General features: G+C 29.9%; 23 protein-coding genes. All 23 read left to right on the top strand.

Features of this window, described 5'->3' with window-relative positions; genetic code table 11:
* Positions 1-193 precede the first annotated feature (193 nt).
* The gene (locus tag NSA58_RS03140) at positions 194-655 is read left to right on the top strand and encodes a ribosome maturation factor RimP (protein WP_074429202.1); all 462 of its coding nucleotides are present in this window, start codon (positions 194-196) and stop codon (positions 653-655) included.
* Positions 656-699: 44 nt separating this feature from the next.
* Positions 700-1,755, top strand: a complete 1,056-nt coding sequence (nusA, locus tag NSA58_RS03145) for a transcription termination factor NusA (protein WP_039680285.1) — start codon at positions 700-702, stop codon at positions 1,753-1,755.
* A 12-nt stretch (positions 1,756-1,767) separates the two neighbouring features.
* On the top strand, positions 1,768-2,043 hold the full coding sequence (gene rnpM / locus NSA58_RS03150; RefSeq protein ID WP_039680286.1) for an RNase P modulator RnpM: 276 nt from the start codon (positions 1,768-1,770) through the stop codon (positions 2,041-2,043).
* Entirely contained in the window at positions 2,033-2,341 is a 309-nt protein-coding gene (locus NSA58_RS03155) for a L7Ae/L30e/S12e/Gadd45 family ribosomal protein (protein ID WP_052233047.1), read from the top strand. Before rnpM ends, NSA58_RS03155 begins: the two co-directional genes overlap by 11 nt.
* Before the next feature lie 24 nt (positions 2,342-2,365).
* Entirely contained in the window at positions 2,366-4,309 is a 1,944-nt protein-coding gene (gene infB, locus NSA58_RS03160) for a translation initiation factor IF-2 (protein WP_039680287.1), read from the top strand.
* A gap of 27 nt (positions 4,310-4,336) precedes the next feature.
* On the top strand, positions 4,337-4,720 hold the full coding sequence (rbfA, locus tag NSA58_RS03165) for a 30S ribosome-binding factor RbfA (protein WP_039680288.1): 384 nt from the start codon (positions 4,337-4,339) through the stop codon (positions 4,718-4,720).
* Complete coding sequence (locus NSA58_RS03170) at positions 4,713-5,693, top strand: DHH family phosphoesterase (RefSeq protein ID WP_052233048.1); 981 nt, start codon at positions 4,713-4,715, stop codon at positions 5,691-5,693. Before rbfA ends, NSA58_RS03170 begins: the two co-directional genes overlap by 8 nt.
* A 12-nt stretch (positions 5,694-5,705) precedes the next feature.
* Positions 5,706-6,614, top strand: coding sequence for a tRNA pseudouridine(55) synthase TruB (truB, locus tag NSA58_RS03175; RefSeq protein WP_039680290.1), 909 nt, complete (start codon positions 5,706-5,708; stop codon positions 6,612-6,614).
* 24 nt (positions 6,615-6,638) lie between these two features.
* Positions 6,639-7,568 (top strand): bifunctional riboflavin kinase/FAD synthetase, encoded by a 930-nt coding sequence (locus tag NSA58_RS03180; RefSeq protein ID WP_039680291.1) that lies wholly within the window; start codon positions 6,639-6,641, stop codon positions 7,566-7,568.
* Positions 7,569-7,669: 101 nt separating this feature from the next.
* Positions 7,670-7,924, top strand: coding sequence for a 30S ribosomal protein S15 (gene rpsO / locus NSA58_RS03185; RefSeq protein ID WP_039680292.1), 255 nt, complete (start codon positions 7,670-7,672; stop codon positions 7,922-7,924).
* A 98-nt stretch (positions 7,925-8,022) separates the two neighbouring features.
* Positions 8,023-8,865, top strand: a complete 843-nt coding sequence (locus NSA58_RS03190; RefSeq protein ID WP_039680293.1) for a DegV family protein — start codon at positions 8,023-8,025, stop codon at positions 8,863-8,865.
* A 133-nt stretch (positions 8,866-8,998) separates the two neighbouring features.
* Entirely contained in the window at positions 8,999-11,104 is a 2,106-nt protein-coding gene (pnp, locus tag NSA58_RS03195; protein ID WP_074079223.1) for a polyribonucleotide nucleotidyltransferase, read from the top strand.
* 317 nt (positions 11,105-11,421) lie between these two features.
* The gene (locus NSA58_RS03200) at positions 11,422-12,171 is read left to right on the top strand and encodes a polysaccharide deacetylase family protein (RefSeq protein WP_074429203.1); all 750 of its coding nucleotides are present in this window, start codon (positions 11,422-11,424) and stop codon (positions 12,169-12,171) included.
* 94 nt (positions 12,172-12,265) lie between these two features.
* A complete protein-coding gene (locus tag NSA58_RS03205; RefSeq protein ID WP_074079225.1) occupies positions 12,266-13,507 on the top strand; it encodes a M16 family metallopeptidase in 1,242 nt (413 codons plus the stop codon).
* A 105-nt stretch (positions 13,508-13,612) separates the two neighbouring features.
* A complete protein-coding gene (locus NSA58_RS03210) occupies positions 13,613-13,858 on the top strand; it encodes a YlmC/YmxH family sporulation protein (protein ID WP_039680297.1) in 246 nt (81 codons plus the stop codon).
* 9 nt (positions 13,859-13,867) lie between these two features.
* Entirely contained in the window at positions 13,868-15,076 is a 1,209-nt protein-coding gene (dapG, locus tag NSA58_RS03215) for an aspartate kinase (protein ID WP_039680298.1), read from the top strand.
* 127 nt (positions 15,077-15,203) lie between these two features.
* Complete coding sequence (locus NSA58_RS03220; RefSeq protein WP_079764700.1) at positions 15,204-16,040, top strand: ClpP family protease; 837 nt, start codon at positions 15,204-15,206, stop codon at positions 16,038-16,040.
* A 217-nt stretch (positions 16,041-16,257) separates the two neighbouring features.
* Entirely contained in the window at positions 16,258-18,648 is a 2,391-nt protein-coding gene (locus NSA58_RS03225; protein WP_052233050.1) for an FtsK/SpoIIIE family DNA translocase, read from the top strand.
* A gap of 3 nt (positions 18,649-18,651) precedes the next feature.
* On the top strand, positions 18,652-19,710 hold the full coding sequence (mnmH, locus tag NSA58_RS03230) for a tRNA 2-selenouridine(34) synthase MnmH (RefSeq protein ID WP_039680300.1): 1,059 nt from the start codon (positions 18,652-18,654) through the stop codon (positions 19,708-19,710).
* A complete protein-coding gene (gene rimO, locus NSA58_RS03235) occupies positions 19,704-21,041 on the top strand; it encodes a 30S ribosomal protein S12 methylthiotransferase RimO (protein WP_074429204.1) in 1,338 nt (445 codons plus the stop codon). The genes mnmH and rimO overlap by 7 nt, the downstream gene beginning before the upstream one ends.
* Positions 21,025-21,567, top strand: coding sequence for a CDP-diacylglycerol--glycerol-3-phosphate 3-phosphatidyltransferase (gene pgsA, locus NSA58_RS03240; protein ID WP_039680302.1), 543 nt, complete (start codon positions 21,025-21,027; stop codon positions 21,565-21,567). Before rimO ends, pgsA begins: the two co-directional genes overlap by 17 nt.
* A 277-nt stretch (positions 21,568-21,844) precedes the next feature.
* Positions 21,845-22,873: a recombinase RecA gene (recA, locus tag NSA58_RS03245; protein WP_039680303.1), complete on the top strand. Its 1,029-nt coding sequence runs from the start codon at positions 21,845-21,847 to the stop codon at positions 22,871-22,873.
* 181 nt (positions 22,874-23,054) lie between these two features.
* On the top strand, positions 23,055-24,638 hold the full coding sequence (gene rny, locus NSA58_RS03250) for a ribonuclease Y (RefSeq protein ID WP_277613700.1): 1,584 nt from the start codon (positions 23,055-23,057) through the stop codon (positions 24,636-24,638).
* Positions 24,639-24,984: the final 346 nt, after the last annotated feature.

Raw genomic sequence — 24,984 nt, forward strand, 5'->3', positions numbered from 1 at the left:
TATTTTTATAATTGATATTTAATTAAAGTAATGTGGCTATAGATGCAAAATAAGCACAAAAGCTTGTAAACATAAGATTTTTATGATATTATGATATATAAAATAGTATATTTGCAGAAACTAAGAGTGAGACAAAGGTGCTCACTCTTTTATTTTAAATACTATAAATACAACTGAATAGGAGGTAAATAATATGAAAAAGAACATAGCTACTGAAATAGAACAATTAGTATTACCTATTACAGAGGCAAACGACCTAGAGTTAGTAGATGTTGAATACGTTAAAGAAGGCGGAGAATTCTTCCTTAGAGTTTACATCGACAAAGAAGGTGGAGTTTCTTTAAACGAATGTGAATTAGTTACAAGAGCATTAAATCCAATTCTAGATGAAAAAGATCCAATAAAGGATAATTATTATTTAGAAGTATCATCTCCAGGTCTTGATAGACCGCTTAAAAAAGATAAAGACTTTGTGAAATACCAAGGTAGAGATGTGGAAATAAAACTTTATAAATCAATGAATGGTTCTAAAGTACATGAGGGAGAACTTGTTGGTTTAACAGAAGAGAAAAATATTAAAGTTATAATAGATAATGAAGAAGTCGAATTTAATAAAAAAGATGTTGCACTTATTAGATTAGCTATAAAATTTTAGTGGTAATATTAATGTGTTAACATTAATATAGGGAGGATAAAATAATGAATCACGAATTCATAGAAGCACTAGATGAATTAGAAAAGGATAGAGGCATCGATAAAGATGTACTTATAGATACTATAGAACAAGCATTACTTACTGCATACAAAAAGAACTTTGGTTCAGCACAAAATGTTAGAATAGATTTTAACAGAGAAAGAGGAGACGTTAAAGTTTACTCACAAAGAAGAGTTGTTGATGAGTCAGACTTATATGATAACTTCTTAGAAATAGAACTTGATGAAGCAAGACAAATAAATCCAAAATACGAACTTGGAGATATAATAGAAAATGAAGTAACTCCAAAAGATTTTGGTAGAATAGCAGCTCAAACAGCTAAACAAGTAGTTGTTCAAAGAATAAGAGAAGCTGAAAGAGAAATAATATACAATGAGTTTATAGAAAAAGAAGGAGAATTAGTAACTGGAGAGGTTGCTAGAGTATCTGATAACAAGAAAATAGTTTACGTAAGACTTGGTAAAATAGAAGCATCTATGCCAGAAACAGAACAAATACCAGGGGAATACTTTAAAGCTGGAGATAAAATAAAGGTATATATATTAGAAGTGAAGAAAACTAATAAGGGACCTCAAATAGTAGTTTCTAGAAGTCATCCAAATCTAGTTAAGAGATTATTTGAATCAGAAGTGCCTGAAATATTCCAAGGTATAGTTCAAATAAAATCTGTATCTAGAGAAGCTGGTTCAAGAACTAAAATGGCTGTTCACTCAATAGATGAAAAAATAGATCCAATTGGAGCTTGCGTAGGACCAAAAGGAACTAGAGTTAAATACGTAGTTGATGAATTAGGTGGAGAGAAAATAGACATAATAAACTACAGTGAAAATCCAGCAGAATTTGTATCTGCATCTCTTAGTCCATCAAAAGTAGTTAAGGTAGAAGTTAATGAAGATGAAAAATCAGCGTTAGTTGTAGTTCCAGATTATCAACTATCTTTAGCTATAGGTAAAGCAGGACAAAATGCTAGACTTGCGGCAAAACTTACGAATTGGAAGATAGACATCAAAAGTGAATCTCAACTAAATGACGAAGAGTAAGGAGGGATTACTTTGAATAAAACAAAAAAAGTACCTCAAAGAAAATGTATTGCTTGTCAAGACAGAGACAACAAAAAAGAATTAATTAGAATTGTAAAAAATAAAGAAGGCGAAATTTTTATAGACTTAACTGGAAAAGCAAATGGAAGAGGAGCATACATATGCAAGGATTCTGAATGTTTAAAAAAAGCTATAAAGAGTAAAGCTTTAAATAGAGCATTTAAAATGGAAGTGCCTAATGAGGTATATGAAAAATTATTATCGGAGTTAGAATCTTATGAAAAATAATATGGACAAAATACACTCATTACTAGGCCTTGCAATGAGAGCAGGTAAATTAGTATCTGGAGAAGATGCAACGATGTTAGATTTAAAAAAAGGAAAATTAAATTTAATTATAGTTGCAGGTGATGCATCAAATAATACAAAAAAATTATTTAATGATAAATCATCTTATAGAAAAGTAAATTGTGTAGAGATATCTACAAAAAGTGGTTTAGGAATATCTATTGGTAAAGATTCTAGAGCAGTTATAGGAATTAAAGATATAGGGTTCGCAAATAAAATTATACAGTTAATGGATTAACAAATATTAATAGGGGGTGATCTTGTGAATAAAACAAGAGTATACCAAATAGCAGAAGAAGTAGGAATGTCAAATAAAGACATCTTAGCAAAAGTAAAAGAATTAGGAATAGAAGTAGAAAATGAAAAATCTGAATTAGAAGAAGAAGATATTGAATTATTGCTTGATTTAATAAAAGAAGAAAGTGGAAATTCTAATGTTATAACTGTTGAAGGATCTTTAACAGTACAAAACTTATCAGATGCATTAGGAAAGTCAGTAAATGAAGTAATTATGAAACTTATGAAAATGGGAACTATGGCATCAATAAACCAAGAAGTAAGTTTTGAAATAGCATCTTTAGTAGCTAGTGATTATGGATTTGAGTTATCAGAAGGAAATGATAAGGATGATGAAGAGGAATTAGAAGCAATAGATGCTCTAATAGAAATAGAAGAAGATAGTGAAGAAGATTTAGTGAAGAGACCACCAGTTGTAACTGTAATGGGACACGTTGACCATGGTAAGACATCTTTACTTGATGCAATAAGACAAACTAATGTAACTTCAAGTGAAGCAGGAGGAATAACTCAACATATAGGTGCTTCTGAAGTTATGGTAAATGGAGAAAAGGTAGTGTTCTTAGATACTCCAGGACATGAGGCCTTCACTTCAATGAGAGCAAGAGGAGCTCAAGTTACAGACATGGCAATATTAGTTGTTGCTGCAGATGATGGTATAATGCCTCAAACAATAGAAGCTATAAACCATGCTAAAGCTGCTAATGTTCCTTTAATAATAGCTATAAACAAAATAGATAAGCCAGGAGCAAACCCTGATAGAGTTAAGCAAGAACTAGCTGACCAAGGTTTATTAGTTGAAGACTGGGGTGGAGATGTTATATCAGTTCCAGTATCAGCTTTAAAAAGAGAAGGTATAGATACTTTACTTGAAATGGTTCTTTTAGTTGCTGAAATGGAAGAATTAAAAGCTAACCCTAATAAAAGAGCTGTAGGTACTGTTATAGAAGCAGAACTTGATAAAGGTAGAGGACCAGTTGCAACTATACTTGTTCAAGGAGGAACTCTTAAAGTTGGAGATCCGATAGTAGCAGGTGTTGCTAGTGGTAAAATAAGAGCAATGATAAACTCTAAAGGTAAGAGGGTTAAAACTGCTGGACCTTCTACTGCCGTAGAAATATTAGGATTATCAGAAGTTCCACAAGGTGGAGATCAAGTTGTTGCAGTTCCAAATGATAAGGTGGCAAGAATAATATCAGAGAAGAGACAACAAATGGCTAGAGAAGAAATGTTAAAATCTAATCAAAGAATGTCACTTGATGATTTCTTCTCACAAATGGGAGATGCTGACGTTAAAGACTTGAATATAGTTATAAAAGCAGATGTTCAGGGTTCTGTTCAAGCAGTTAAACAATCACTTGAAAAATTATCTAACGATGAAGTAGCAGTTAGAGTAATACATGGTGGTGTTGGAGCTATAACTGAATCTGATATAATGCTTGCAACTGCATCTAATGCTATAATAATAGGATTTAACGTAAGACCAGTTCCAAGTGCAGAAATGTTAGCTAAAAAAGAAGGTGTAGATGTAAGAACATACACTATAATATACAAAGCTATAGAAGATGTTCAAGCAGCTATGACTGGTATGCTTGACCCAGAATATAGAGATGAGGACACAGGTAAAGCAGAAATAAGAGAAGTTTACAAAATATCTGGTGTTGGTACTGTATCAGGATGTTATGTTACATCTGGTAAAATATTCAGAAATGGTAAAGTTAGAATCGTAAGAGATGGAATAATAATTCACGAGGGTGAAATACAAGCACTTAAGAGATTCAAAGATGATGTAAAAGAAGTTAATAACGGATACGAATGTGGTATGAGTTTTGTTAACTACAACGACATAAAAGTTGGAGATATAGTAGAATCATATATAACAAAAGAAGTTGAGAGAAAATTAAAATAATTAACAAGAGTAAAGAAGGTTGATATTATGGCATCGTATAATAGAACACGTAGAATAGGCGAAGAAATCAGAAAAATAGTAAGTACTATGCTTATTAACGGAATAAAAGACCCTAGAATAAACTCTATGGTAAGTGTTACAGATGTGGAAGTTACTAGCGACTTAAGCTATGCCTACATATACGTAAGTATTTTAGGTGGAGATGAAGAATCTACTTTACAAGGTTTAAGAAACGCAGAAAGCTACATCAGAAGAGAAATAGGTAGAAGTATAAAAATAAGACATATCCCACAAATCATATTCAAAGTAGATGATTCTTTATTAAAAGGTATGTATATGGACAGCCTTATAAAGAAAGTATCACAAAAAGATCAAGACAAACTTCAAGTTGAGGATAATGAAAATGAATAGTATAGATACTATTTTAAAATATATACATGGAAGTGACGATTTTGTCGTTACTTCTCATGTTAATCCAGATGGAGACAATATAGGTTCAACTCTTTCAATTTATTATTTCTTAAAAAAAATTAATAAGAGGGTTTACTATGTAATGAATGATGGTATGCCTTTAAACATGCAATTTCTTATTGAAGACATAAATATAATAAACTCTAGAGAATTTAAAGAGATGAATATAGACAAATATAATTTGATTACTTTAGATTGTGGAGATAAAAATAGAATATGTGTAGATGCTGATATTAAAGATAATTGTATGAAACTAATCAATATAGATCATCATGCAAGTAATGATTTTTATGGAGATTTAAATCATGTAGTAGCTGAAGCATCTTCCACTTGTGAATTAGTATATAATTTACTTATGAGAAATGAAGAAATAAATAATTTCAAGTATATAGATAAAAATATAGCTACAGCTCTTTATACAGGTCTTATGACTGATACAGGGAAACTTACATATTCAAATACTCATGCAAGTAGTTTTGATATGGCAAAAAACTTGCTGATATGTGGAGCTGATACACAAAAAGTAGTTCAAAATGTTTTTGGTAGTAATCCATTTAATTTTTATAAATTGTTAGGAGAATCACTAAATACTCTTGAGATTATAAATACTAAAGTGGCAATAATGATGGTAACAAAGGATATGCTTGAAAGATATAATATAGATTTTAAGGATATAGATGGCATTGTTCCATATGCTAGAGATATAGAAAATGTAGAAATAGGAATTTTGCTTAAAGAAAAAAGTAAGAATGAAATTAAAGTTAGCTTAAGATCAAAATCATTTGCAGATGTAAGTCGTGTGGCTAAATCATTTGGTGGAGGTGGTCATGTAAGAGCTGCTGGTTGTACTATAAATGATAGTATTGAAAATGCAAAAATAAAAATATTAGAAGAAGCATTAAAAGAAATTTAAGGATGATTTTTAATGAATAAAATAGTAAATATATTAAAACCTACAGGAATGACATCTCATGATGTGGTAAGTAGTGTGAGAAGAATTTTAAGCATAAAAAAGGTTGGCCATACGGGTACATTAGACCCTGATGCAGCTGGAGTTCTTCCTATATGTTTAAATAAGGCTACAAAAGTAAGTGAACTTATTTTAAACAAAGAAAAATCGTATATATGTGAATTAACATTAGGCGCTGCTACAGACACTTATGATTCTTCTGGAGTAATAACATTTGAAGGAGATGCTTCTAGTATTACAAATGAAGATATCTACAAGGCTTTTGAAGGACAAAAAGGAGAGATTAATCAGTATCCTCCTGTCTATTCAGCTTTAAAAGTTAATGGTCAAAAAATGTGTGACTTAGCTAGAAAAGGAAAAGCAGACACTATTGAAATTAAACCAAGGAAAGTTAAAATAGAAAAAATAGAAATTTTAAATATAATTGAAAATAAAATTTTGTTTTTAGTTAAATGTTCAAAAGGGACTTATGTTAGAAGTATATGTCATGATATTGGACAGTACTTGAACTGTGGAGGGCATATGTCCTTTTTACTTAGAACATCTTCTGGAAAATTTAACTTAGAAAATTCAATAACTCTAGAAGAATTAGAAAAATATTATAATGATAGCACTTTAGAAAATTACTTATATGATATTGATTATGTTCTAGATAATTTTAAAAAAGTTGAATTAAAAGATACTGCTCTTAAATACTATAGAAATGGTGGAACAATAGATTCTAAAAGATTTACAAATGATAATTTATCAAAAAATGATGAATATGTTAGAGTATATTGTAATGATGAATTTATAGGAACTGGGAAATTATTAAAAAATAATAACACTATTAGTCTAAAGAGTGATAAAATTTTTATAGAATAACTATTATATCAGTGGGGAAAAGACATGATTATTATAAATTCTTTAAATGAAATAGAAAGTTTTGATAAAAGTGTTGTCACTATAGGTAAATTTGACGGTATTCATAAAGGGCATGAAATACTTATAGAAAAAGCTGTTGATTATTCAAAAAGAGAAAAATTAACAAGTATAGTTTTTACATTTAAAAATAGCCCTATAAGTTATTTTTCTAATATTATAACAAGAGAAATAATTACAGAAGTTGAAAAAATGAATAAGCTTGAGGCATTAGGTGTAGACGTAACTATAGATATACCTTTTAACAAAGATATGGCAGAGATATCTGCTGAAGATTTTGTAAAAGAAATACTAGTCAATAAGCTATGTGCAAAAAAACTGGTTATAGGTCATGATTTTGCTTTTGCAAAAAATAGAGAAGGTACTCCACCAGTATTAAAAATACTAGGGAAAAAATATGGATTTGATGTAGAGGTAATTGCTCCTGTAATTATTAATAACATAAGAGTAAGCAGTACTCATGTAAAAGATTTAATATATGCAGGTAGAGTTGATGAAGTAAAGAGTTATTTAGGAAGAAACTATACAATTGAAGGTATGGTAATTCAGGCAAAACAGCTAGGTAGAACTTTAGGATTTCCAACTGCAAACCTTAAATTACAAGAAAATCTTATTATACCTAAAAGAGGGATATATGCTACAAAGGTACATATTGGAAATGAAGTGTACGTAGGTGCTACAAATATCGGTTATAATCCTACAGTAAATGGAGAAAAAATGTCAGTAGAAACAAATATATTGCAATTTGACAAAGATATTTATGGCAAAACTATAAAACTTGAGTTTTTGGAAAGAATAAGAGATGAAAAGAAGTTTAAAGATTTAAACGAATTAAAAATACAATTGAAGATGGATACTAATTATATATATAAAAAGTATATTTGCAAAAGTAGCTAAGTTATGATAAAATAATCAAAGTAACCATTACTCGGCATATGAATACTCCAATCAATGCTTAGTAAATGGCGATTATATTAAAATATTTGGAGGTATATCAAATGAATAAAACAGAAATAATAAGAGAATTTGGAAGAAAAGAAGGAGATACTGGTTCTCCAGAAGTTCAAATAGCTTTATTAACAGCTAGAATAAACGAATTAAACGAGCATTTAAAAGTTCACAAAAAAGACCACCATTCAAGAAGAGGATTATTAAAAATGGTTGGTAGAAGAAGAAACTTATTAGCTTACTTAAAAGAAAAAGACTTAGAAGGTTACAGAGCATTAATAGCTAAATTAGGATTAAGAAAATAATCTTATTACTTTATTTAAAAAGCAGGTATACTTATAGTACCTGCTTTTTTGTATTAATAAAAAAGTGAATAATTAATTTCTATGAGGGGGCAGTAGCCATGAATATTAAGATATTATGCGACAGTATGTGCGACATTCCTGAGGAAATATTAAAAAAAGACTTTTTAGAAATGATTCCGCTTACTATCAATATAAATGGGAAAGAATATAAAGATGGCATAGATTTTACTAAAGTAGAATTTTATAATATTTTAGAAAGTAATGAAACTTTACCTAAAACATCTCAAGTTACATATATTCAATTCAAAGAAGCTTTTGAAAAATATGTAAATGAAGGTTATGATGTAATTTGTTTGACAGGTTCATCAAAAACTTCAGGCACATATCAAAGTGCAACTATGGCCAAAAATGATGTTGATGGGAATATATATATTTTTGATACATTATTTTTATCTCTAGGAAGTGGTCAATATGTAATTAAAGCTTGTGAATTAGTAGAAGAAAGTAATTTGAGTGCTTCTGAAATAGTTGATGAACTAGAAAATATTAGAGAAAGTGTCAATTTATTTTTTGTACCATTTACATTAAACTATTTGAAAGAGAGTGGAAGATTGCCAAGTGTGGTATCTTTTGTAGGAAATATGTTAAATATAAAACCTATATGTACCATGGAAGATGGAAAAAATAAAATAGTAACAAAAGTTAGAGGATCTAGACAAGTTGCCTCTAAATTGGTAGATATGATTTTAGAAGCTAATGGCAATGATTTAGAATCTAAAATTATTACAATAGGATATGGTTCCAATGAATCAGATTTTGAAAAGCTTAAAGAAGAAGTTGCTAAAAGAATAAAGGCAAAGAAAATCTTTATTACTAGAGGTGGATCTTGTATATGTGCTCATACAGGGCCAGAAATTTTGGCAGTAAGTTCTTCCAATTAGTTAATAAATAAGAAGACATACTAAAACGCTAATTCTTTACATTGTATAATTATATTGTTAATTAGTAGTAATTTTGTTAATATAGTACATAGAAGAAATAGTGGTTTTAGTATAAGAGGAGGTACAAGCATTAATGTTTGAACATAAAATTTTCACAATGGATTTAGCAGGAAGAGAGCTTTCTGTTGAAATAGGAAAAATTGCACAGCTTGCAAGCGGTAGTGCAATACTTAGATATGGTGAGACTATGGTTATGGTTAACGTATCTAAATCAGCTCAACCAAGAGAGGGAGTAGATTTCTTCCCACTAAGTGTTGATTATGAAGAAAAATTATATTCAGTTGGTAAAATACCAGGTGGATTCTTAAAAAGAGAGGGTAAACCATCAGAAAAAGCTATACTTACATCAAGACTTATAGATAGACCTATAAGACCTTTATTCCCAAAGACTTTTAGAAATGATGTACAAGTAGTAGCTACAGTTTTATCTGTAGATCAAGACTGTACTCCTGATATAGTTTCTATGATAGGTTCATCAGTTGCTTTATCAATATCTGAAATACCTTTCAACGGTCCAACAGGTTCTGTATGTATAGGTTTAGTTGATGGAGCATTAGTTGTAAATCCTACAGCAGAAGAAAGAGAAAAAAGTGAACTACACTTAGTAGTTTCAGGAACTAAAGAAGCAGTAATGATGGTTGAAGCTGGAGCTAATGAAGTACCAGAGTCATTAATGCTTGAAGCAATATTAAAAGCTCATGAAGAAATTAAGAAAATAGTTGAATTTATAGAACAAATCCAATCTGAAGTTGGAAAAGAAAAAATGGAATTTGTTGAAACTAAACCAAATGCTGAGATAGAGGCTAAAGTTAGAGAAATAGCTACTGAAGGTATGAAAGAAGCTGTTAGAGTTGTTGAAAAGCTTGAAAGACAAGAAGCTATGGATGCTGTTAAAGAACAAACTATAAATAGTTTTGATGAAGAAACTTTAGAAGAGTTTGGAAATGATATACTTGCTACTTTAGATTCTATAATAAAAGAAGAAGTTAGAAAAGCTATAGTACATGAAGGTAGAAGACCAGATGCTAGAAAAACTGATGAAATAAGACCAATATGGTGTGATCATGGATTTATACCAAGAGCTCATGGTTCAGGATTATTCACAAGAGGACAAACTCAAGTAATGACTGTAACAACTTTAGGAGCTTTAGGTGATGTTCAAATATTAGATGGACTTGACGAAGAAGAAAACAAGAGATATATGCACCACTACAACTTCCCTGCTTACTCTGTTGGTGAAGCTAGACCATCAAGAGGTCCAGGAAGAAGAGAAATAGGTCATGGAGCTTTAGCTGAAAGAGCATTAATTCCAGTAATACCTTCAAAAGAAGAATTCCCTTATGCTATAAGACTTGTGTCAGAAGTATTAAGTTCAAATGGTTCTACATCTCAAGGTTCTGTTTGTGGGTCTACATTATCTTTATTAGATGCAGGTGTACCTTTAAAAGATATGGTTGCAGGTATTGCAATGGGACTTATAGAACACGATGGGAAAATGGCTATACTTTCAGATATACAAGGTATGGAAGATCATTTAGGTGATATGGACTTTAAAGTTGCTGGTACTGAAAAAGGTATAACTGCTATACAAATGGATATAAAAATAGCTGGCATAGATGAAGAAGTATTAACAAGAGCTTTAGCTCAAGCTAGAGTTGGTAGACTTCATATCTTAAATGAGATGAAAAAATGTATAGATAAGCCAAATGAAGAATTATCTAAATATGCACCAAAAATAGTTACTATGAGAATAAATCCAGATAAGATAAGAGATGTTATCGGAGCTGGTGGTAAAGTAATAACTAAGATAATAGATGAGACTGGTGTTAAAATAGATATAGAACAAGATGGTGAAGTATTCATAGCTGGTATAGATATGGATATGATTAGACTTGCTCAACAAAAAATATCTGATATAGTAGCAGAAGTAGAGTTAAATGAAATATATAAAGGTAAAGTAACAAGAGTAGTTAACTTTGGAGCTTTCGTTGAATTACTTCCAGGAAAAGAAGGATTACTTCGTATAGGAAACATAGCACACGAAAGAATAGAAAAAGTTGAAGATGTATTAAACGTTGGAGATGAAGTAGAAGTTAAGGTTACTGAAATAGATGATAAAGGTAGAGTAAATTTATCTAGAAAAGTGTTACTACCTAGACCAGAGAGAAAAAATAAATAATAATTAATTTATAAAATAAGGGAACGAGACATAGTCTCGTTTTTTTTATTTTATAAATTTTTATTTTATAAATTAATTATTTGAAAATATGAATTGAATTTTAAGCAACATATTTGTCTGAAGCGTGAGCAAAGACATAATGTTGGCGCTATGAAAGAATTGAATTTTAAGCAACATATTTGTCTGAAGTGTTATGCAAAGATATATCGTTGGCATGATATTTTTAGATAACAAATCCTATTCCTAAGAATAAATTATAAGTTGTAATAATAAACTTAAAATAAGAAATAATTTGTACATATTAGGAGGAAACCCATATGATAATGATGGTGCTAAACAAAGGTAAATTAAAAAAAATAATAATTTTTATTCTAATCATTGTGCTTATAGCATGTGGAATTACATTTACGCTTAAGAAGAATCAATCAACCCCAAGTATTAATATTTTAGATCTGGCCAAAGCCCCCTATACTCAGGGGACCAAAAAAGATAGTGGCTATGTTGCACTAACCTGTAACGTAGATCTGGGGTGGGAAGATGAGTATGTAATATCTATTTTGGAAACTTTAAAAAAGGAAAATGTTCATATTACTTTTAATGTGACGGGTAAGTGGGCCGAGAATAAAAAGGACTTGCTTTTGAGGATTAAAAAAGAAGGCCATGAAATAGGAAATCATGGATACAAGCATTTAGATTATGCTAATTTGTCTTACGATGATAATTACAATCAAATAAGTACTTCTAAAAAAATAATTGAAGATATTATAGGTGAAGAAACTAAATTTTTTCAAGCACCAGCAGGATCTTTTGGTTCAAACACAGTTAAAGCAGCAGAAAAATTAAATTACATATGTTTTAAATGGGATGTGGACACTATAGATTGGCAAGATAGGGATAATCCAGAAAAAATAATTGAAAGAGTAAAAAACAAAAATATAGTAGATGGAAGTATTGTTTTAATGCATCCAACAGATGCCACAACAAAATGCTTGGATGATATTATTCAAATAATAAAAGATAAGAACTTAAAGCCAGGAAGGCTTAGTGATGTGTTTGTTGTTGATTAAATTAAGTTCCTAAACTATAATTAATACTATAAATTTTTTTAATTTATAAAAATTAAAGTGTATAATGACGTTATGTAAGAATTTGGAGGACGATATGTATAAATGTCAAACCCTAAAAAATGGGCTTACCATTGTAGGAGAAGAAATACCTTATTTAAAATCTGTGTCTCTTGGGATTTGGATAAATACAGGATCTAGACTAGAAACACCTAAGGAAAGTGGCGTGTCTCATTTTATTGAGCACATGTTATTTAAAGGAACTAAAAATAGAAGTGCCAAAGATATAGCAAGAGATATAGACAATATTGGAGGGCAAATAAATGCTTTTACAAATAAAGAATGTACATGTTATTATGTTCACCTTTTAGATGAGCATATAAATATCGGTATAGATGTTTTAAGTGATATGATATTAAATTCAAACTTTAATAATAAAGATATAGATAAAGAAAGAGCAGTAATATTAGAAGAATTAAAAATGTATGAAGACTCTTTAGATGACTTATCCTATGATCTACTAGTAGAAAATATATATCCTAATGATGGTCTAGGTATGAACATACTTGGTAATAGAGAAACTATTAAAAGTTTAAAGAAAAAAGATATTTTAAATCATTATAATAAGTATTATGTTCCTAATAATGCGATTATATCAATTTGCGGCAATTTCAATTTTGAAGAAGTTGTAAAAGAAATAGAAAAAAAGTTTAGTAGTTGGGAAGAGAGAGAAGTAAATATTGAGGTAGAAGAAGCTGAGTTTCATTCTTGTTTTATAACTAGAAATAAAGATAGTGAACAAGTTAACATAGCAATTAACTTAAAGGCGATACCAGAAGAGAACGAGAAAGAATCATATGCTTTAGCTGTTGTAAACAATATATTTGGTGGAAGTACCAGTTCTAGATTATTCCAAAATATAAGGGAAGATAAAGGATTAGTATACTCCATATATTCATCTCAAACCTTGTATAAAAAATGTGGAGAGTTAGGAATATTTGCTAGCACCAGTGAAGAATACTTAAAAGAAGTTTACGATTTAATAATGAAAGAAATAAAAAATATAAAAGAAAACTATGTTACAGAAGAAGAACTTAAAGAAAGTAAGGAACAGTTGAAAGGTAATTATATATTAAGCTTGGAAAGTATTAGCTCAAAAATGTTATCTAATGGTGAATCTATGCTGCTTAATAATAAAATCAAAGATGAAGATGAGATTATTGAACATATAAATAGTGTAAATATGGAACAAGTTAAAGCAATTATTAATAAAGTATTTAATATAGAGAACTTAGGAGTATGCATAGTAGGAAAAAACGTAGAAGGTGTTCAGATATAATTATAAAAAGTAAAGTTTAATCAAGACGATCCTTTAAATGATAATGAGGAGATATCGTTGACGCTATGAGCAAAGCAAATTTTAAAATTTATCGGGGTGAAAAATATGAATTTATCTGAATTAGCTGGAAAAGAAATAGTAAACTTAGTTAGTGGAGAAAGACTTGGAGTAATTGGTGAGTGCGATATTATAATAGATGAAACTACAGGTAAAATATTAGCACTATCCATACCAAGAGAAAGAGGATTTTTTGGTATAAGAAGGGATAGAGGAGATTTAGAAATTCCGTGGAGGAATGTAAAAAAAATTGGCAATGATATGATAATCATTGAATACGATGGTATATATTAGGAGGCATATATGGGGATTTTAGTACAAAAATTTGGTGGTACATCAGTAGCATCAGTTGAAAAAATGAATGAAGTATGTAATATAATAGAACAGTATAAAAAAAAGGGGAACGACTTAGTAATAGTAGTATCAGCCATGGGAAGAAAAGGAGAACCCTATGCGACTGATACACTAATAAATTTATGTACTAATGTTAACAAGAAAACTAAAAAACGAGAACTTGACTTAATAATGTCTTGTGGAGAAATAATATCAGGAACCATACTAACTTCAATGTTAGAAGGAAGGGGAATACCAGCTGTATTTCTAACAGGAATGCAAGCAGGAGTAATAACAACTAAAGTTTTTTCAAACTCAAAAATAAAAGAAATAAATCCGACGAGAATTCAACGAGAATTAGATGAAGGTAAAGTAGTTGTGATAGCAGGTTTCCAAGGAGGCACAGAAGATGGAGAAGTTACAACTTTAGGAAGAGGAGGTAGCGATACATCTGCAGTTGCCATAGGAAAAGCTCTAGGATGTGAAACTGTACAAATTTATACAGATGTAGATGGTATAATGACTGCAGATCCAAGAATAGAGCCATCAGCAAAAATACTTGATTACTGTGATTATGAAGAAGTATTCCAAATGGCAGAAAAGGGAGCCAAAGTTATTCACCCAAGAGCAGTGGAACTTGCGAAGAATGGGGATATTGTTTTAGAAATAAAAAATACCTTGAATCCTACATGTAAAGGTACTAGAATTGGTTTAACTCGTTGTGTTGTAGGCGATTATGAAGATTTCCAATCTAGATTTATGACATCGGTAGCTCATAAAGATAATATAGCTCAAGTTAAAGTAAGGTCCTCTGAAGAGTTATTTTCAAAAATATTAAATGAAATGGAAGAAAAATATATCAACTTAGATATGATAAACTTCTTTACAGAAGAAAAGGCATTTGCCCTAGATCAAAATAATATTTCTATAGTAGAAAAAATTTTGCAAAAATACGATGTAAAATATGATATTAGAAGACAATGTGCAAAAGTAACTCTAATTGGTTCAAAAGTTACAGAAACTCCTGGTGTTATTGCAAAAGTAGTGAGAGCTTTATCAAAGGCAGGTATTACTCTTTTACAATCATCAGACTCGTATACATCTCTTACTTGCTTAGTAAAAGAAGAGGATATGATAGAAACTGTTCATGCGATTCACAAGGAATTCTCAAATCAATAGCAAACCCAAAAAGCAAGATATCTTGTATCTTGCTTTTTAGCGTGGAAAACTTGGTATAAGAAAGTTAAGAATTATTTCATACTCATTGGGAAACATAAAATTAAATATATTATATGAGGTGAAATAAATGATAAAAAAAGAAAATAATATGAATGAATACATAAATGATAACTATAATTTAAATGAATTGGAATTAGAAGATAAACCTAAAGAAGATGAAGAAAAAAATAAACCTAAAAATAATGAAAGTAACAATATAAAAAATAGTAATATCGAAGAAGATGATGATGACAGTGATAAACTTCAGGATATAAAACAAATGGGAGTTCCTAATATGCCTCCTAACTCAACAAAAGAAATTCAATGTATAACTATAATAGGAGAGATTGAAGGACATTTTGTAGGAAATCCTCAAAAAAAATCAACAAAATATGAGCATATAATACCTTTGCTATATTCAGTTGAAGAAAGTAGCGAAATAAAGGGAATACTTGTTATACTAAATACTGTTGGAGGAGATGTGGAAGCGGGTCTTGCTATGGCAGAATTAATAAAGAGTATATCTAAAAAAGTAGTCACTTTAGTCCTTGGAGGAAGTCACTCTATAGGAGTACCTCTTGCTACTTCGGGAGATTATTCTTATATAGCTCCAACGGCAACAATGATAGTTCATCCAATAAGAACAAATGGACTGGTAATAGGTATTAATGAAAGTTTTGAATACTTTAAAAAAATGCAAGAGAGAATAGTTGAATTTATAACAAGAACTTCTAACATTGAAAGAGAAGAGCTTAATAAACTGATGCATGCAAAAGATGAACTTATTACTGATGTGGGGAGTGTTTTGATTGGTAAGGAAGCCGTTGAATGCGGCCTTATAGATGAAGTGGGTGGACTAAAAGAAGCTCTAGCAAAATTAAGAGAGTTAATAAAAGAAGATAACAAAAATGAAGGAAATAAATAAGATTTGTTTAAAATAAGTAATATGTGATATAATGATTTAATAATTAAAAGTGTTAATGTATACCATTAACACTTTTAAATTTTAATGAATTTATAATTTATTTGGCTTGTGGATGAATTATAAATTTGAATTGATAAGGGATAAGAAATAAGAGGTGAGATTGGTGGCTAAGAAAAAAAGTAAAGGCGCTAAGAATAAAAAGTATAATAAAGATAAAATGATGGTATCTGGAGAATACTACAATCTAGTAACTGTATTTGTGGGCATATTTCTATTATATAGCTTAAACTCAAATTCAATGGGCCTTATAGGACAATTTATACAAGACACTTTTAAAGGGTTATTTGGAGCTCTTGCCATAATTATTCCATTACTAATAATAATTATAGGCATTCTTGGATTTTTTGAAAGAAATGAATATGTATATAGAATGAAAAAAAGTAAAACAGTCTATATTTTTATAGTCTTTTTATTTATTTTTTATGGGTTATTTAATGCAAGAAAAATACCAGTAGATAATCCTCTAAAAGCTAATATGTATGCAGATGTTATGCAAATGGGAATAGATGGAAGTGGTTGCGGCCTAATTACATCAACAATAGCATACTTCATTAAGGCAGTGTTTGGATTAACAGGAGGATGGTTAATTAGTATATTTGTTTTGTTCATTACAGTAATGTACACATTTAATATATCCCTAAAAGACATGATAGAAGCTATTAGTAATAAGTCTAATAAAATAAAAAGTGGAAATGTAAATGTAAAAGATAAGATGTCAAACTTAAAAGAATCTGCAATTAATTTAGTAACTGAGGAAGTTGACGAAACTACTCAAATGGGTAAAAATAAAAAAGGTTTCTTAAAGAATATTTTTGATAAAAATGATAAAAATGAAAAAATAGAAGATACTTTAGTTGAATCTTCATCTGATTTTGATGACGAAGATAAAACAATAAAAATTGTAGGATTCAATAAAAGTGATGATGATTACTTAGAAATTTTAGAAGGTACAAATAGTATGCCAGAACTAGACGTACTTAAAGACCTTCAAAATACAAATCCTAATGTGAAAATGAGCAACACAATGAGCGGTACAATGAATAATACTAAAAATAATGTAAGTATTGAAAAAACTGCTCCAATGAATTTAGGAGATACAAATGATTTACAGATTAATAGTCAATCAAATTATGAAAACTACACAAAGCCAGGTTTAGATTTATTAACTAAAATTGGACATAAAGGTAATGAAAATGATAAGAGAAAGGCATTAGAAAATGCATCTTTATTAATCAAAACATTATCTAATTTTGGCGTTGATACAAAAATGGGTCAAGTAACTTTAGGTCCTACTATAACAAGATATGAAGTGCAACCAAATCCAGGAGTTAAAGTAAGTAGAATTGTAAACTTATCAGATGACATAGCTCTTTCTTTAGCTGCAAAAAGTATAAGAATAGAAGCTCCAATACCAGGTAAAAGTGCTATAGGAATAGAAGTTCCTAATGATGAGCCTCAAGTTGTGGGGCTTAGAGATGTACTTGGAAGTAAAGAATTTAAAGAAGACTCATCATCGCTAGCCATAGGACTTGGAAAAGATATAAGTGGTAACCCAGTTATTGCAGATATTGGTAAAATGCCACATTTACTTGTTGCAGGAGCTACGGGTTCAGGTAAGTCAGTTTGTATAAATACAATAATAAACTCTGTATTATATAAAGCTACACCGGAAGAAGTAAAATTATTACTTATAGATCCTAAGGTAGTTGAGCTTGCTCATTATAACGGAATACCTCATTTACTATCACCAGTAGTGACAGATCCTAAAAAGGCAGCTAATGCTTTAAATTGGGCAGTAGTAGAAATGAATAAAAGATATAAACTATTTGCTGAGCTAGGGGTTAAGGATATAACAAGCTATAATGAAAAAAGTGAAACTAAGCTTCCTAAAGTGGTAATAATAATAGACGAGTTAGCCGATTTAATGATGGCTTGTGCAAACGAAGTAGAAGATTATATTTGTAGACTAGCTCAAATGGCAAGAGCTGCAGGTATGCATTTAATTATAGCAACTCAAAGACCTTCTGTTGATGTAATAACAGGGGTTATAAAGGCAAATGTTCCATCTAGAATTGCTTTTGCAGTTTCATCACAAACAGATTCAAGAACAATACTAGATATGGGTGGAGCAGAAAAATTACTTGGAAAAGGCGATATGTTATTTTATCCACTAGGAGCAGCAAAACCAGTAAGATTACAAGGGGCTTATATATCTGAGGATGATTCTGAAAAAGTAATAAACTTTGTAAAAGGCCAAGTAAAAGAAGAAATTAAATACGAAGAAGAAATAATACAAACTATTTCAAAAACTGCTAACATCAAAAACAATGATGTGGATGAATTCTTAGAAGACGCTATTGCCTTTGTAGTACAAAGTGGGCAAGGATCATCTTCTATGTTGCAAAGAAAGTATAAAATAGGATTTAACAGAGCAGCTAGACTAATCGATTCGATGGAAGAAAGAGGAATAGTTGGGCCTAGTGAAGGAAGTAAGCCTAGAAAAGTACTAATAACAATGGAAGAATTAGCAAAATTAGAAGGTGAATAAAATTTGAAAACAATTAAAATAGAAGATGCTTTAAAGCTGGAAAAAACCATTTTTATAGATGTTAGAACAGAAAAAGAATATTTAGATGATCATATACTAAATGCTTATAATATGCCGTTATTTGATAATGACGAGTATTGTGAGGTAGGTACTATATATAAACAAGAGGGAAAGCATGAAGCCATAGATAAAGGTTTTGAATTTGTTTCTCCAAAGCTAAAGGATATGTATAAAGTAGTAAAAGAATTATCAAAAGAATATGAACATATAGTAATATACTGTGCAAGAGGTGGAATGAGAAGTGGATCTGTAGCAAATTTACTTGCATCCATTGGAATTGATTTGTACAAATTAGAAGGAGGATATAAATCTTATAGAAATTATGTACTAGATTATCTAAGTACAATAATGGATAAAAAACAATTTATAGTTCTTCATGGATTAACTGGAGTTGGAAAGACAGAGTTACTAATAGAATTAGATAAAAATAATATAGATATAGTAGACTTAGAATATATGGCAAGAAATACTGGCTCTGTTTTTGGATTTATAACATATGATGAAAAACCACCAACTCAAAAAACTTTTGAAACTAGAATATTTGAATCATTATTTTTCTCAAAAAGTGATTACTTGTTTATAGAAAGTGAAAGTAAAAGAGTAGGGCATGTACTTGTTCCAAATGATATATATGAAGGCATAATAAGAGATGGCTATCATATACTTGTAGAATGTGATATAAAAGATAGAGTAAAAAGACTTTGCAAAGATTACATCTACGATAGAAATGAAGAAAATATACAAGCTTTAAGAGGATGTATAAGTACATTTAGAAAAAGACTAGGAAATAAAACTGTAGATGAATACTTAGAATTACTGGATAATGAACAATATGAAGAGTTAGTTGAAAAGTTTTTAGTGTTTTACTACGATCCTCTTTATATGCACTCAGTAAACCAATATAAATATAACGACGTAATAAAATTTGAAGACATAAATGACATAACAGAAAAATTAATAAGTTTTCATAAGACAGCAGTGGAAGGAGTTAAACAATGTTAAAAATAGCACTAGAATCTTTAGGTTGTTCGAAAAACCTAGTAGATGCAGAAATAATGATGGGTATATTAAATAAAAAGGGATATAAACTTACAGGAGATTTTGAGGATGCAGATGTAATATTAGTAAATACATGTGGATTTATAGAATCAGCAAAACAAGAATCTATAGACACAATAATAGAATTTGCTAATCTTAAAGAAACTGGAAACTTAAAGTTACTTATTGTTACAGGGTGTTTAGCTCAAAGATACTCAGATGAATTAAAAGAAGAAATTCCTGAAATAGATGCAATAGTAGGTACAGGAAGTTACCAAAATATTGATGAAATATTAGAAGGACTACAAAAAGAAAAACAAATAGTTAGCTTAAATGATATAGAAGTTGTTTACAATGAAAATCTACCAAGATATGTTTCTACACCAGAATATATGGCTTACTTAAAAATAAGTGAAGGGTGTGACAAGCACTGTACTTACTGCATAATACCTAAATTAAGGGGTAAGCAAAAAAGTAGAAAATTAGAAGATATAGTGGCTGAAGCTAAAGGTTTAGTGCAAAATGGAGTTAAAGAGCTTGTAGTTATAGCACAGGACTCTACAATGTATGGTTCTGATATATATGGAGAAGCAAGACTACCACAGTTACTAGAAGAGCTAGCTAAAATAGAAGGCGCAAAATGGATAAGAATAATGTACTCATATCCAGAATCAATAACAAAAGAATTAGTAGATGTTATAAAAAGAAATGACAATATTTGTTCTTACTTTGATATGCCAATACAACATGCAAGTAACAAAATATTAAAATTAATGAACAGACAAACTACTAAAGAAGAATTATTATCTAAAATAAATATGATTAGAAGTGCTATACCAGATGCAACACTTAGAACCACACTAATAACAGGTTTCCCAGGTGAAGATGAAAAAGATTTTGAAGAACTTGTGGAATTTGTTAAAGAAGTTAAGTTTGATAAATTAGGTGTGTTCCCTTATTCAAGAGAAGAAGGAACTGCAGCAGATAAGCTTCCTAATCATTTAGAACAAGAAGTAAAAGAAGAAAGAAGAGATGTTATAATGATGATTCAACAAAGCATCTCAGAAGAAATAAATCAAAGTAAAATAGGTAAAACATACGAAGTACTAATAGAAGAACAAATTGAGGACAATGTATACATTGGAAGAACTCAATACGATGCAGAAGAAATTGATAGTATAGTATATGTAAAATCACATACTACTCTAGATCCAGGAGAATTTGTGGATGTTAAAATAAACACTGCATTAGAGTATGATTTAATGGGGGATATACAAGATGAACTTACCAAATAAATTAACACTACTTAGAATTTTGTTAATACCGGTATTTATAATTATAATGATGCTAGATATTCCAAATCATTATTTAATAGCCTGTTTAATATTTGTTGTTGCATCGATAACAGATGCATTAGATGGCTATATTGCAAGAAAAAATGATTTAGTTACTGACTTTGGAAAGTTTATGGACCCTTTAGCAGATAAATTATTAGTAATATCAGCTCTTATATGTATGATAGAATCAAGCTTAGTTGCAGGATGGATGGTTATTATTATAGTTGCAAGAGAACTTACTGTAAGCATTTTAAGAGCTATAGCTGCGGCTGATGGAAAAGTTATAGCTGCCAGTGGTGGAGGAAAAATAAAAACAATAAGTCAGATGTTAGCAGTAATAATATTACTGCTTGGTGCTAACTTAAGTAATAATTTATTATTACAAGTTGGAACAATATTTATGTTAATTGCAACATTTTTCACTTTATATTCTGGAGCAGATTACTTATATAAAAATAGGAAATTATTTATGAATAGTAAATAACTTAAGAATAGTAAATAAATCAAAAATCCTTCCTTGATTAAATTCAGGAAGGATTTTTTTAAAAAAATAAAAAATATTCGTATAAAAGTTTACATATAAGTTTATAAATATAAATGTAGGCCTCTAGATAGAAAGTAATTTATAATATATGTGAAGACAAACCTTTATTGCAGAGTTTTGAGATAAAGATCAAATTCAATTGACTAAGAAAGTTTTATAGGATATAATAAATATAATGTATAGAACAAATGTTTGTGAAAAAGGAAGGATGAATAAGATGAGTATAGAAAAAGAAAAATTACAAGCACTTAATCAGGCTTTAGGAAAAATAGAAAAAGACTTTGGTAAAGGATCTGTTATGAGACTTGGGGAGGCAACATCAATGAATATAGATGTAATATCTACAGGTTCTATAGGACTAGATATTGCAGTAGGTATAGGTGGACTTCCAAAGGGGAGAATAGTTGAAATATACGGGCCAGAATCTTCAGGTAAAACAACGGTTGCACTTCATACAGTAGCTGAAGCACAAAAAAATGGAGGTATAGCAGCATTCATAGATGCAGAGCATGCTCTAGATCCAGTATATGCAAAAGCTTTGGGTGTAGATATAGATAATTTAATAATTTCACAACCAGATACAGGAGAACAAGCTCTTGAAATAACAGAAGCTTTAATAAGATCTGGTGCCATAGATATAATAGTAGTTGACTCAGTTGCAGCTTTAGTTCCAAAAGCAGAGATTGAAGGAGAAATGGGAGACTCTCACGTTGGTCTTCAAGCAAGACTTATGTCTCAAGCTTTAAGAAAGTTAACTGGTTCAATAAAAAAATCAAACTGTGTAGCAGTATTTATAAACCAATTAAGAGAAAAAGTTGGTATAATGTTTGGTAATCCAGAAACTACAACAGGTGGACGTGCTCTTAAATTCTACTCATCAGTAAGACTTGATGTAAGAAGAATAGATAGCATTAAACAAGGAGATAAGGTACTTGGTAATAGAACAAGAGTAAAAGTTGTTAAAAACAAAGTAGCTCCTCCATTTAAACAAGCTGAATTTGATATAATGTATGGAGAAGGAATATCTAAAATAGGTGATTTACTAGATATAGCAGCAGATGTTGATATAGTTAAAAAATCAGGTTCATGGTATGCATACAATGATATAAAACTTGGACAAGGTAGAGAGAATGTTAAGAAATTCTTAGCCGATAATATGGACTTGACTGATGAAATAAATGCTAAGGTTAGAGCACATTATAATCTTGATAAAGCAGTTGTGGAAGAAGATAGTGAAATTGAATAATAAAAATAAATACACCCCTCCTATAAACTTGACATGAATTAGAAAAAATTATAAAATTAAAAGAGGATAAAATATTTTAAATTATGATGATTTTATTTAAAGTATTCCAAGATTATAGATAAAGAAACTTTATTAAATTTAAAACTTGGGCCTTCTAGTTAAAAAAGGCATAATTTAAATGATGTTAAAGAATAATATTGATATTTTGGGATTATTACAAAAGGAGGTGGATGTCATAGAAATAATAGCAAGCATAGTTGGTTTAGCTATTGGTATTATAGTTGGATATTTTGTTAGAAAAAACATATCTGAAACTAAAATTGGTGAAGCTAAAGACTTAGCCAAAGATATAATAGATAAAGCAAATAAAGACTCAGAAACAATAAAAAAAGAAAAATTATTAGAAGCAAAAGAAGAAATTCATAAATGGAGAACTGACGCTGAAAATGAACAAAAAGAAAGACGTAAGGAAGTACAAAATTACGAAAGAAGAGTTCTTCAAAAAGAGCAATCAATAGAAAGAAAACAACAAAATTTAGAAACTAAAGAAACAACTTTAAATGAAAAGTTAAAAGTAGTACAAAGAAAAGAAGAAGAAATAGAAGAAATAAAAACTAAGCAACTTGAAAAGCTTGAAGATATATCTGGAGTTACTTGTGAAAAAGCTAAAGAAATAATTCTTACTAATGCTGAAAGAGAAGTAAGACATGAAATGTCTATAATGATAAAAGATATTGAAACACAAGCTAAAGAGGAAGCTGAAAAGAAATCTAGAGAGATAATAGGCTATGCTATCCAAAAATGTGCAGCAGATCATGTTGCAGAAACAACAGTAACTGTTGTTAATTTACCAAATGATGAAATGAAGGGGAGAATAATAGGTAGAGAGGGAAGAAATATAAGGACTTTAGAAACTTTAACAGGTATAGATCTTATAATTGATGACACTCCAGAAGCTGTGATTTTATCAGGTTTTGATCCTATTAGAAGGGAAGTAGCAAGAATAGCTTTAGAAAAGTTAATATCAGATGGAAGAATACATCCAGCGAGAATAGAAGAGATGGTAGAAAAAGCAAGAAAAGAAGTTGATAATATCATCAAAGAGTTTGGAGAACAAGCTACTTTCGAAACTGGGGTACATGGATTACATCCTGAGTTAGTTAAATTACTTGGTAGATTAAACTACAGAACAAGTTATGGACAAAATGTATTAAAACACTCAATAGAAGTTGCTCATATAGCAGGAATTATGGCTGCAGAAATTGGTGCAGATATAAAATTAGCTAAAAGAGCTGGATTACTTCATGATATAGGTAAGGCAGTAGACCATGAAATGGAAGGAACTCATGTTGAAATAGGTATGGATTTACTTAGAAGATACAAAGAATCTAAGGATGTTATACATGCAATGAGTACTCATCATGGAGATTATGAACCACAAATTGTTGAAGCGGTTCTAGTTACAGCAGCAGATGCAATATCAGCAGCTAGACCAGGAGCAAGAAGAGAAACTCTAGAAGCTTACATTAAGAGATTAGAAAAACTTGAAGAAATAGCTAACTCTTATGAAGGTGTAGAAAAATCTTATGCAATACAAGCTGGTAGAGAAATTAGAATAATGGTTAAACCAGATAGCGTAAATGATGAAGAGCTTCATTTATTAGCTAGAAATATGACTAAACAAATTGAGGACGAGCTTGAATATCCGGGTCAAATAAAAGTAAGTATAATAAGAGAAACAAGAGCTATAGAATATGCTAAATAATAAAAAGGAGAGTTTTGCTCTCCTTTTTTTATTATAAGGAAACTATATGTTATCTGTTTTGGAGATGACATATAGTTTCTAACTTTGTGACTTGAGCAACAGGAGAAGCTACTAGCGACATGAAATGTTTCGTAGACGTAGTAGCTCAGGCGAAGTGGCTTTTTTGTTGTAAAAAAGTTAATTAATTATAACAAAATGTATATATTTGATAATATAGTAAAATATATGTTTAAATGATATAATTACTATAAAGGGGGAATGTAAATTGAGACAAAACATTAATATCAACTCACAATTAGATGCATTAAAAGTGAAAGAAGTGGAAAAAATCTTTTACCAAATGAAC

This window comes from Terrisporobacter muris, assembly GCF_024621905.1.
GTDB lineage: Bacteria > Bacillota > Clostridia > Peptostreptococcales > Peptostreptococcaceae > Terrisporobacter > Terrisporobacter muris.

Excerpts from the sequence above, each read along its gene's own strand:
- dapG (WP_039680298.1), top strand. The coding sequence starts at position 13,868 with ATGGGGATTTTAGTACAAAAATTTGGTGGTACATCAGTAGCATCAGTT.
- NSA58_RS03170 (WP_052233048.1), top strand. The coding sequence starts at position 4,713 with ATGAATAGTATAGATACTATTTTAAAATATATACATGGAAGTGACGAT.
- pgsA (WP_039680302.1), top strand. The coding sequence starts at position 21,025 with ATGAACTTACCAAATAAATTAACACTACTTAGAATTTTGTTAATACCG.
- NSA58_RS03225 (WP_052233050.1), top strand. The coding sequence starts at position 16,258 with ATGATGGTATCTGGAGAATACTACAATCTAGTAACTGTATTTGTGGGC.
- NSA58_RS03220 (WP_079764700.1), top strand. The coding sequence starts at position 15,204 with ATGATAAAAAAAGAAAATAATATGAATGAATACATAAATGATAACTAT.
- NSA58_RS03200 (WP_074429203.1), top strand. The coding sequence starts at position 11,422 with ATGATAATGATGGTGCTAAACAAAGGTAAATTAAAAAAAATAATAATT.
- truB (WP_039680290.1), top strand. The coding sequence starts at position 5,706 with ATGAATAAAATAGTAAATATATTAAAACCTACAGGAATGACATCTCAT.
- pnp (WP_074079223.1), top strand. The coding sequence starts at position 8,999 with ATGTTTGAACATAAAATTTTCACAATGGATTTAGCAGGAAGAGAGCTT.
- NSA58_RS03210 (WP_039680297.1), top strand. The coding sequence starts at position 13,613 with ATGAATTTATCTGAATTAGCTGGAAAAGAAATAGTAAACTTAGTTAGT.
- NSA58_RS03205 (WP_074079225.1), top strand. The coding sequence starts at position 12,266 with ATGTATAAATGTCAAACCCTAAAAAATGGGCTTACCATTGTAGGAGAA.
- rimO (WP_074429204.1), top strand. The coding sequence starts at position 19,704 with ATGTTAAAAATAGCACTAGAATCTTTAGGTTGTTCGAAAAACCTAGTA.
- NSA58_RS03190 (WP_039680293.1), top strand. The coding sequence starts at position 8,023 with ATGAATATTAAGATATTATGCGACAGTATGTGCGACATTCCTGAGGAA.
- rbfA (WP_039680288.1), top strand. The coding sequence starts at position 4,337 with ATGGCATCGTATAATAGAACACGTAGAATAGGCGAAGAAATCAGAAAA.
- NSA58_RS03155 (WP_052233047.1), top strand. The coding sequence starts at position 2,033 with ATGAAAAATAATATGGACAAAATACACTCATTACTAGGCCTTGCAATG.
- NSA58_RS03180 (WP_039680291.1), top strand. The coding sequence starts at position 6,639 with ATGATTATTATAAATTCTTTAAATGAAATAGAAAGTTTTGATAAAAGT.
- nusA (WP_039680285.1), top strand. The coding sequence starts at position 700 with ATGAATCACGAATTCATAGAAGCACTAGATGAATTAGAAAAGGATAGA.
- recA (WP_039680303.1), top strand. The coding sequence starts at position 21,845 with ATGAGTATAGAAAAAGAAAAATTACAAGCACTTAATCAGGCTTTAGGA.
- rpsO (WP_039680292.1), top strand. The coding sequence starts at position 7,670 with ATGAATAAAACAGAAATAATAAGAGAATTTGGAAGAAAAGAAGGAGAT.
- NSA58_RS03140 (WP_074429202.1), top strand. The coding sequence starts at position 194 with ATGAAAAAGAACATAGCTACTGAAATAGAACAATTAGTATTACCTATT.
- rny (WP_277613700.1), top strand. The coding sequence starts at position 23,055 with ATGTTAAAGAATAATATTGATATTTTGGGATTATTACAAAAGGAGGTG.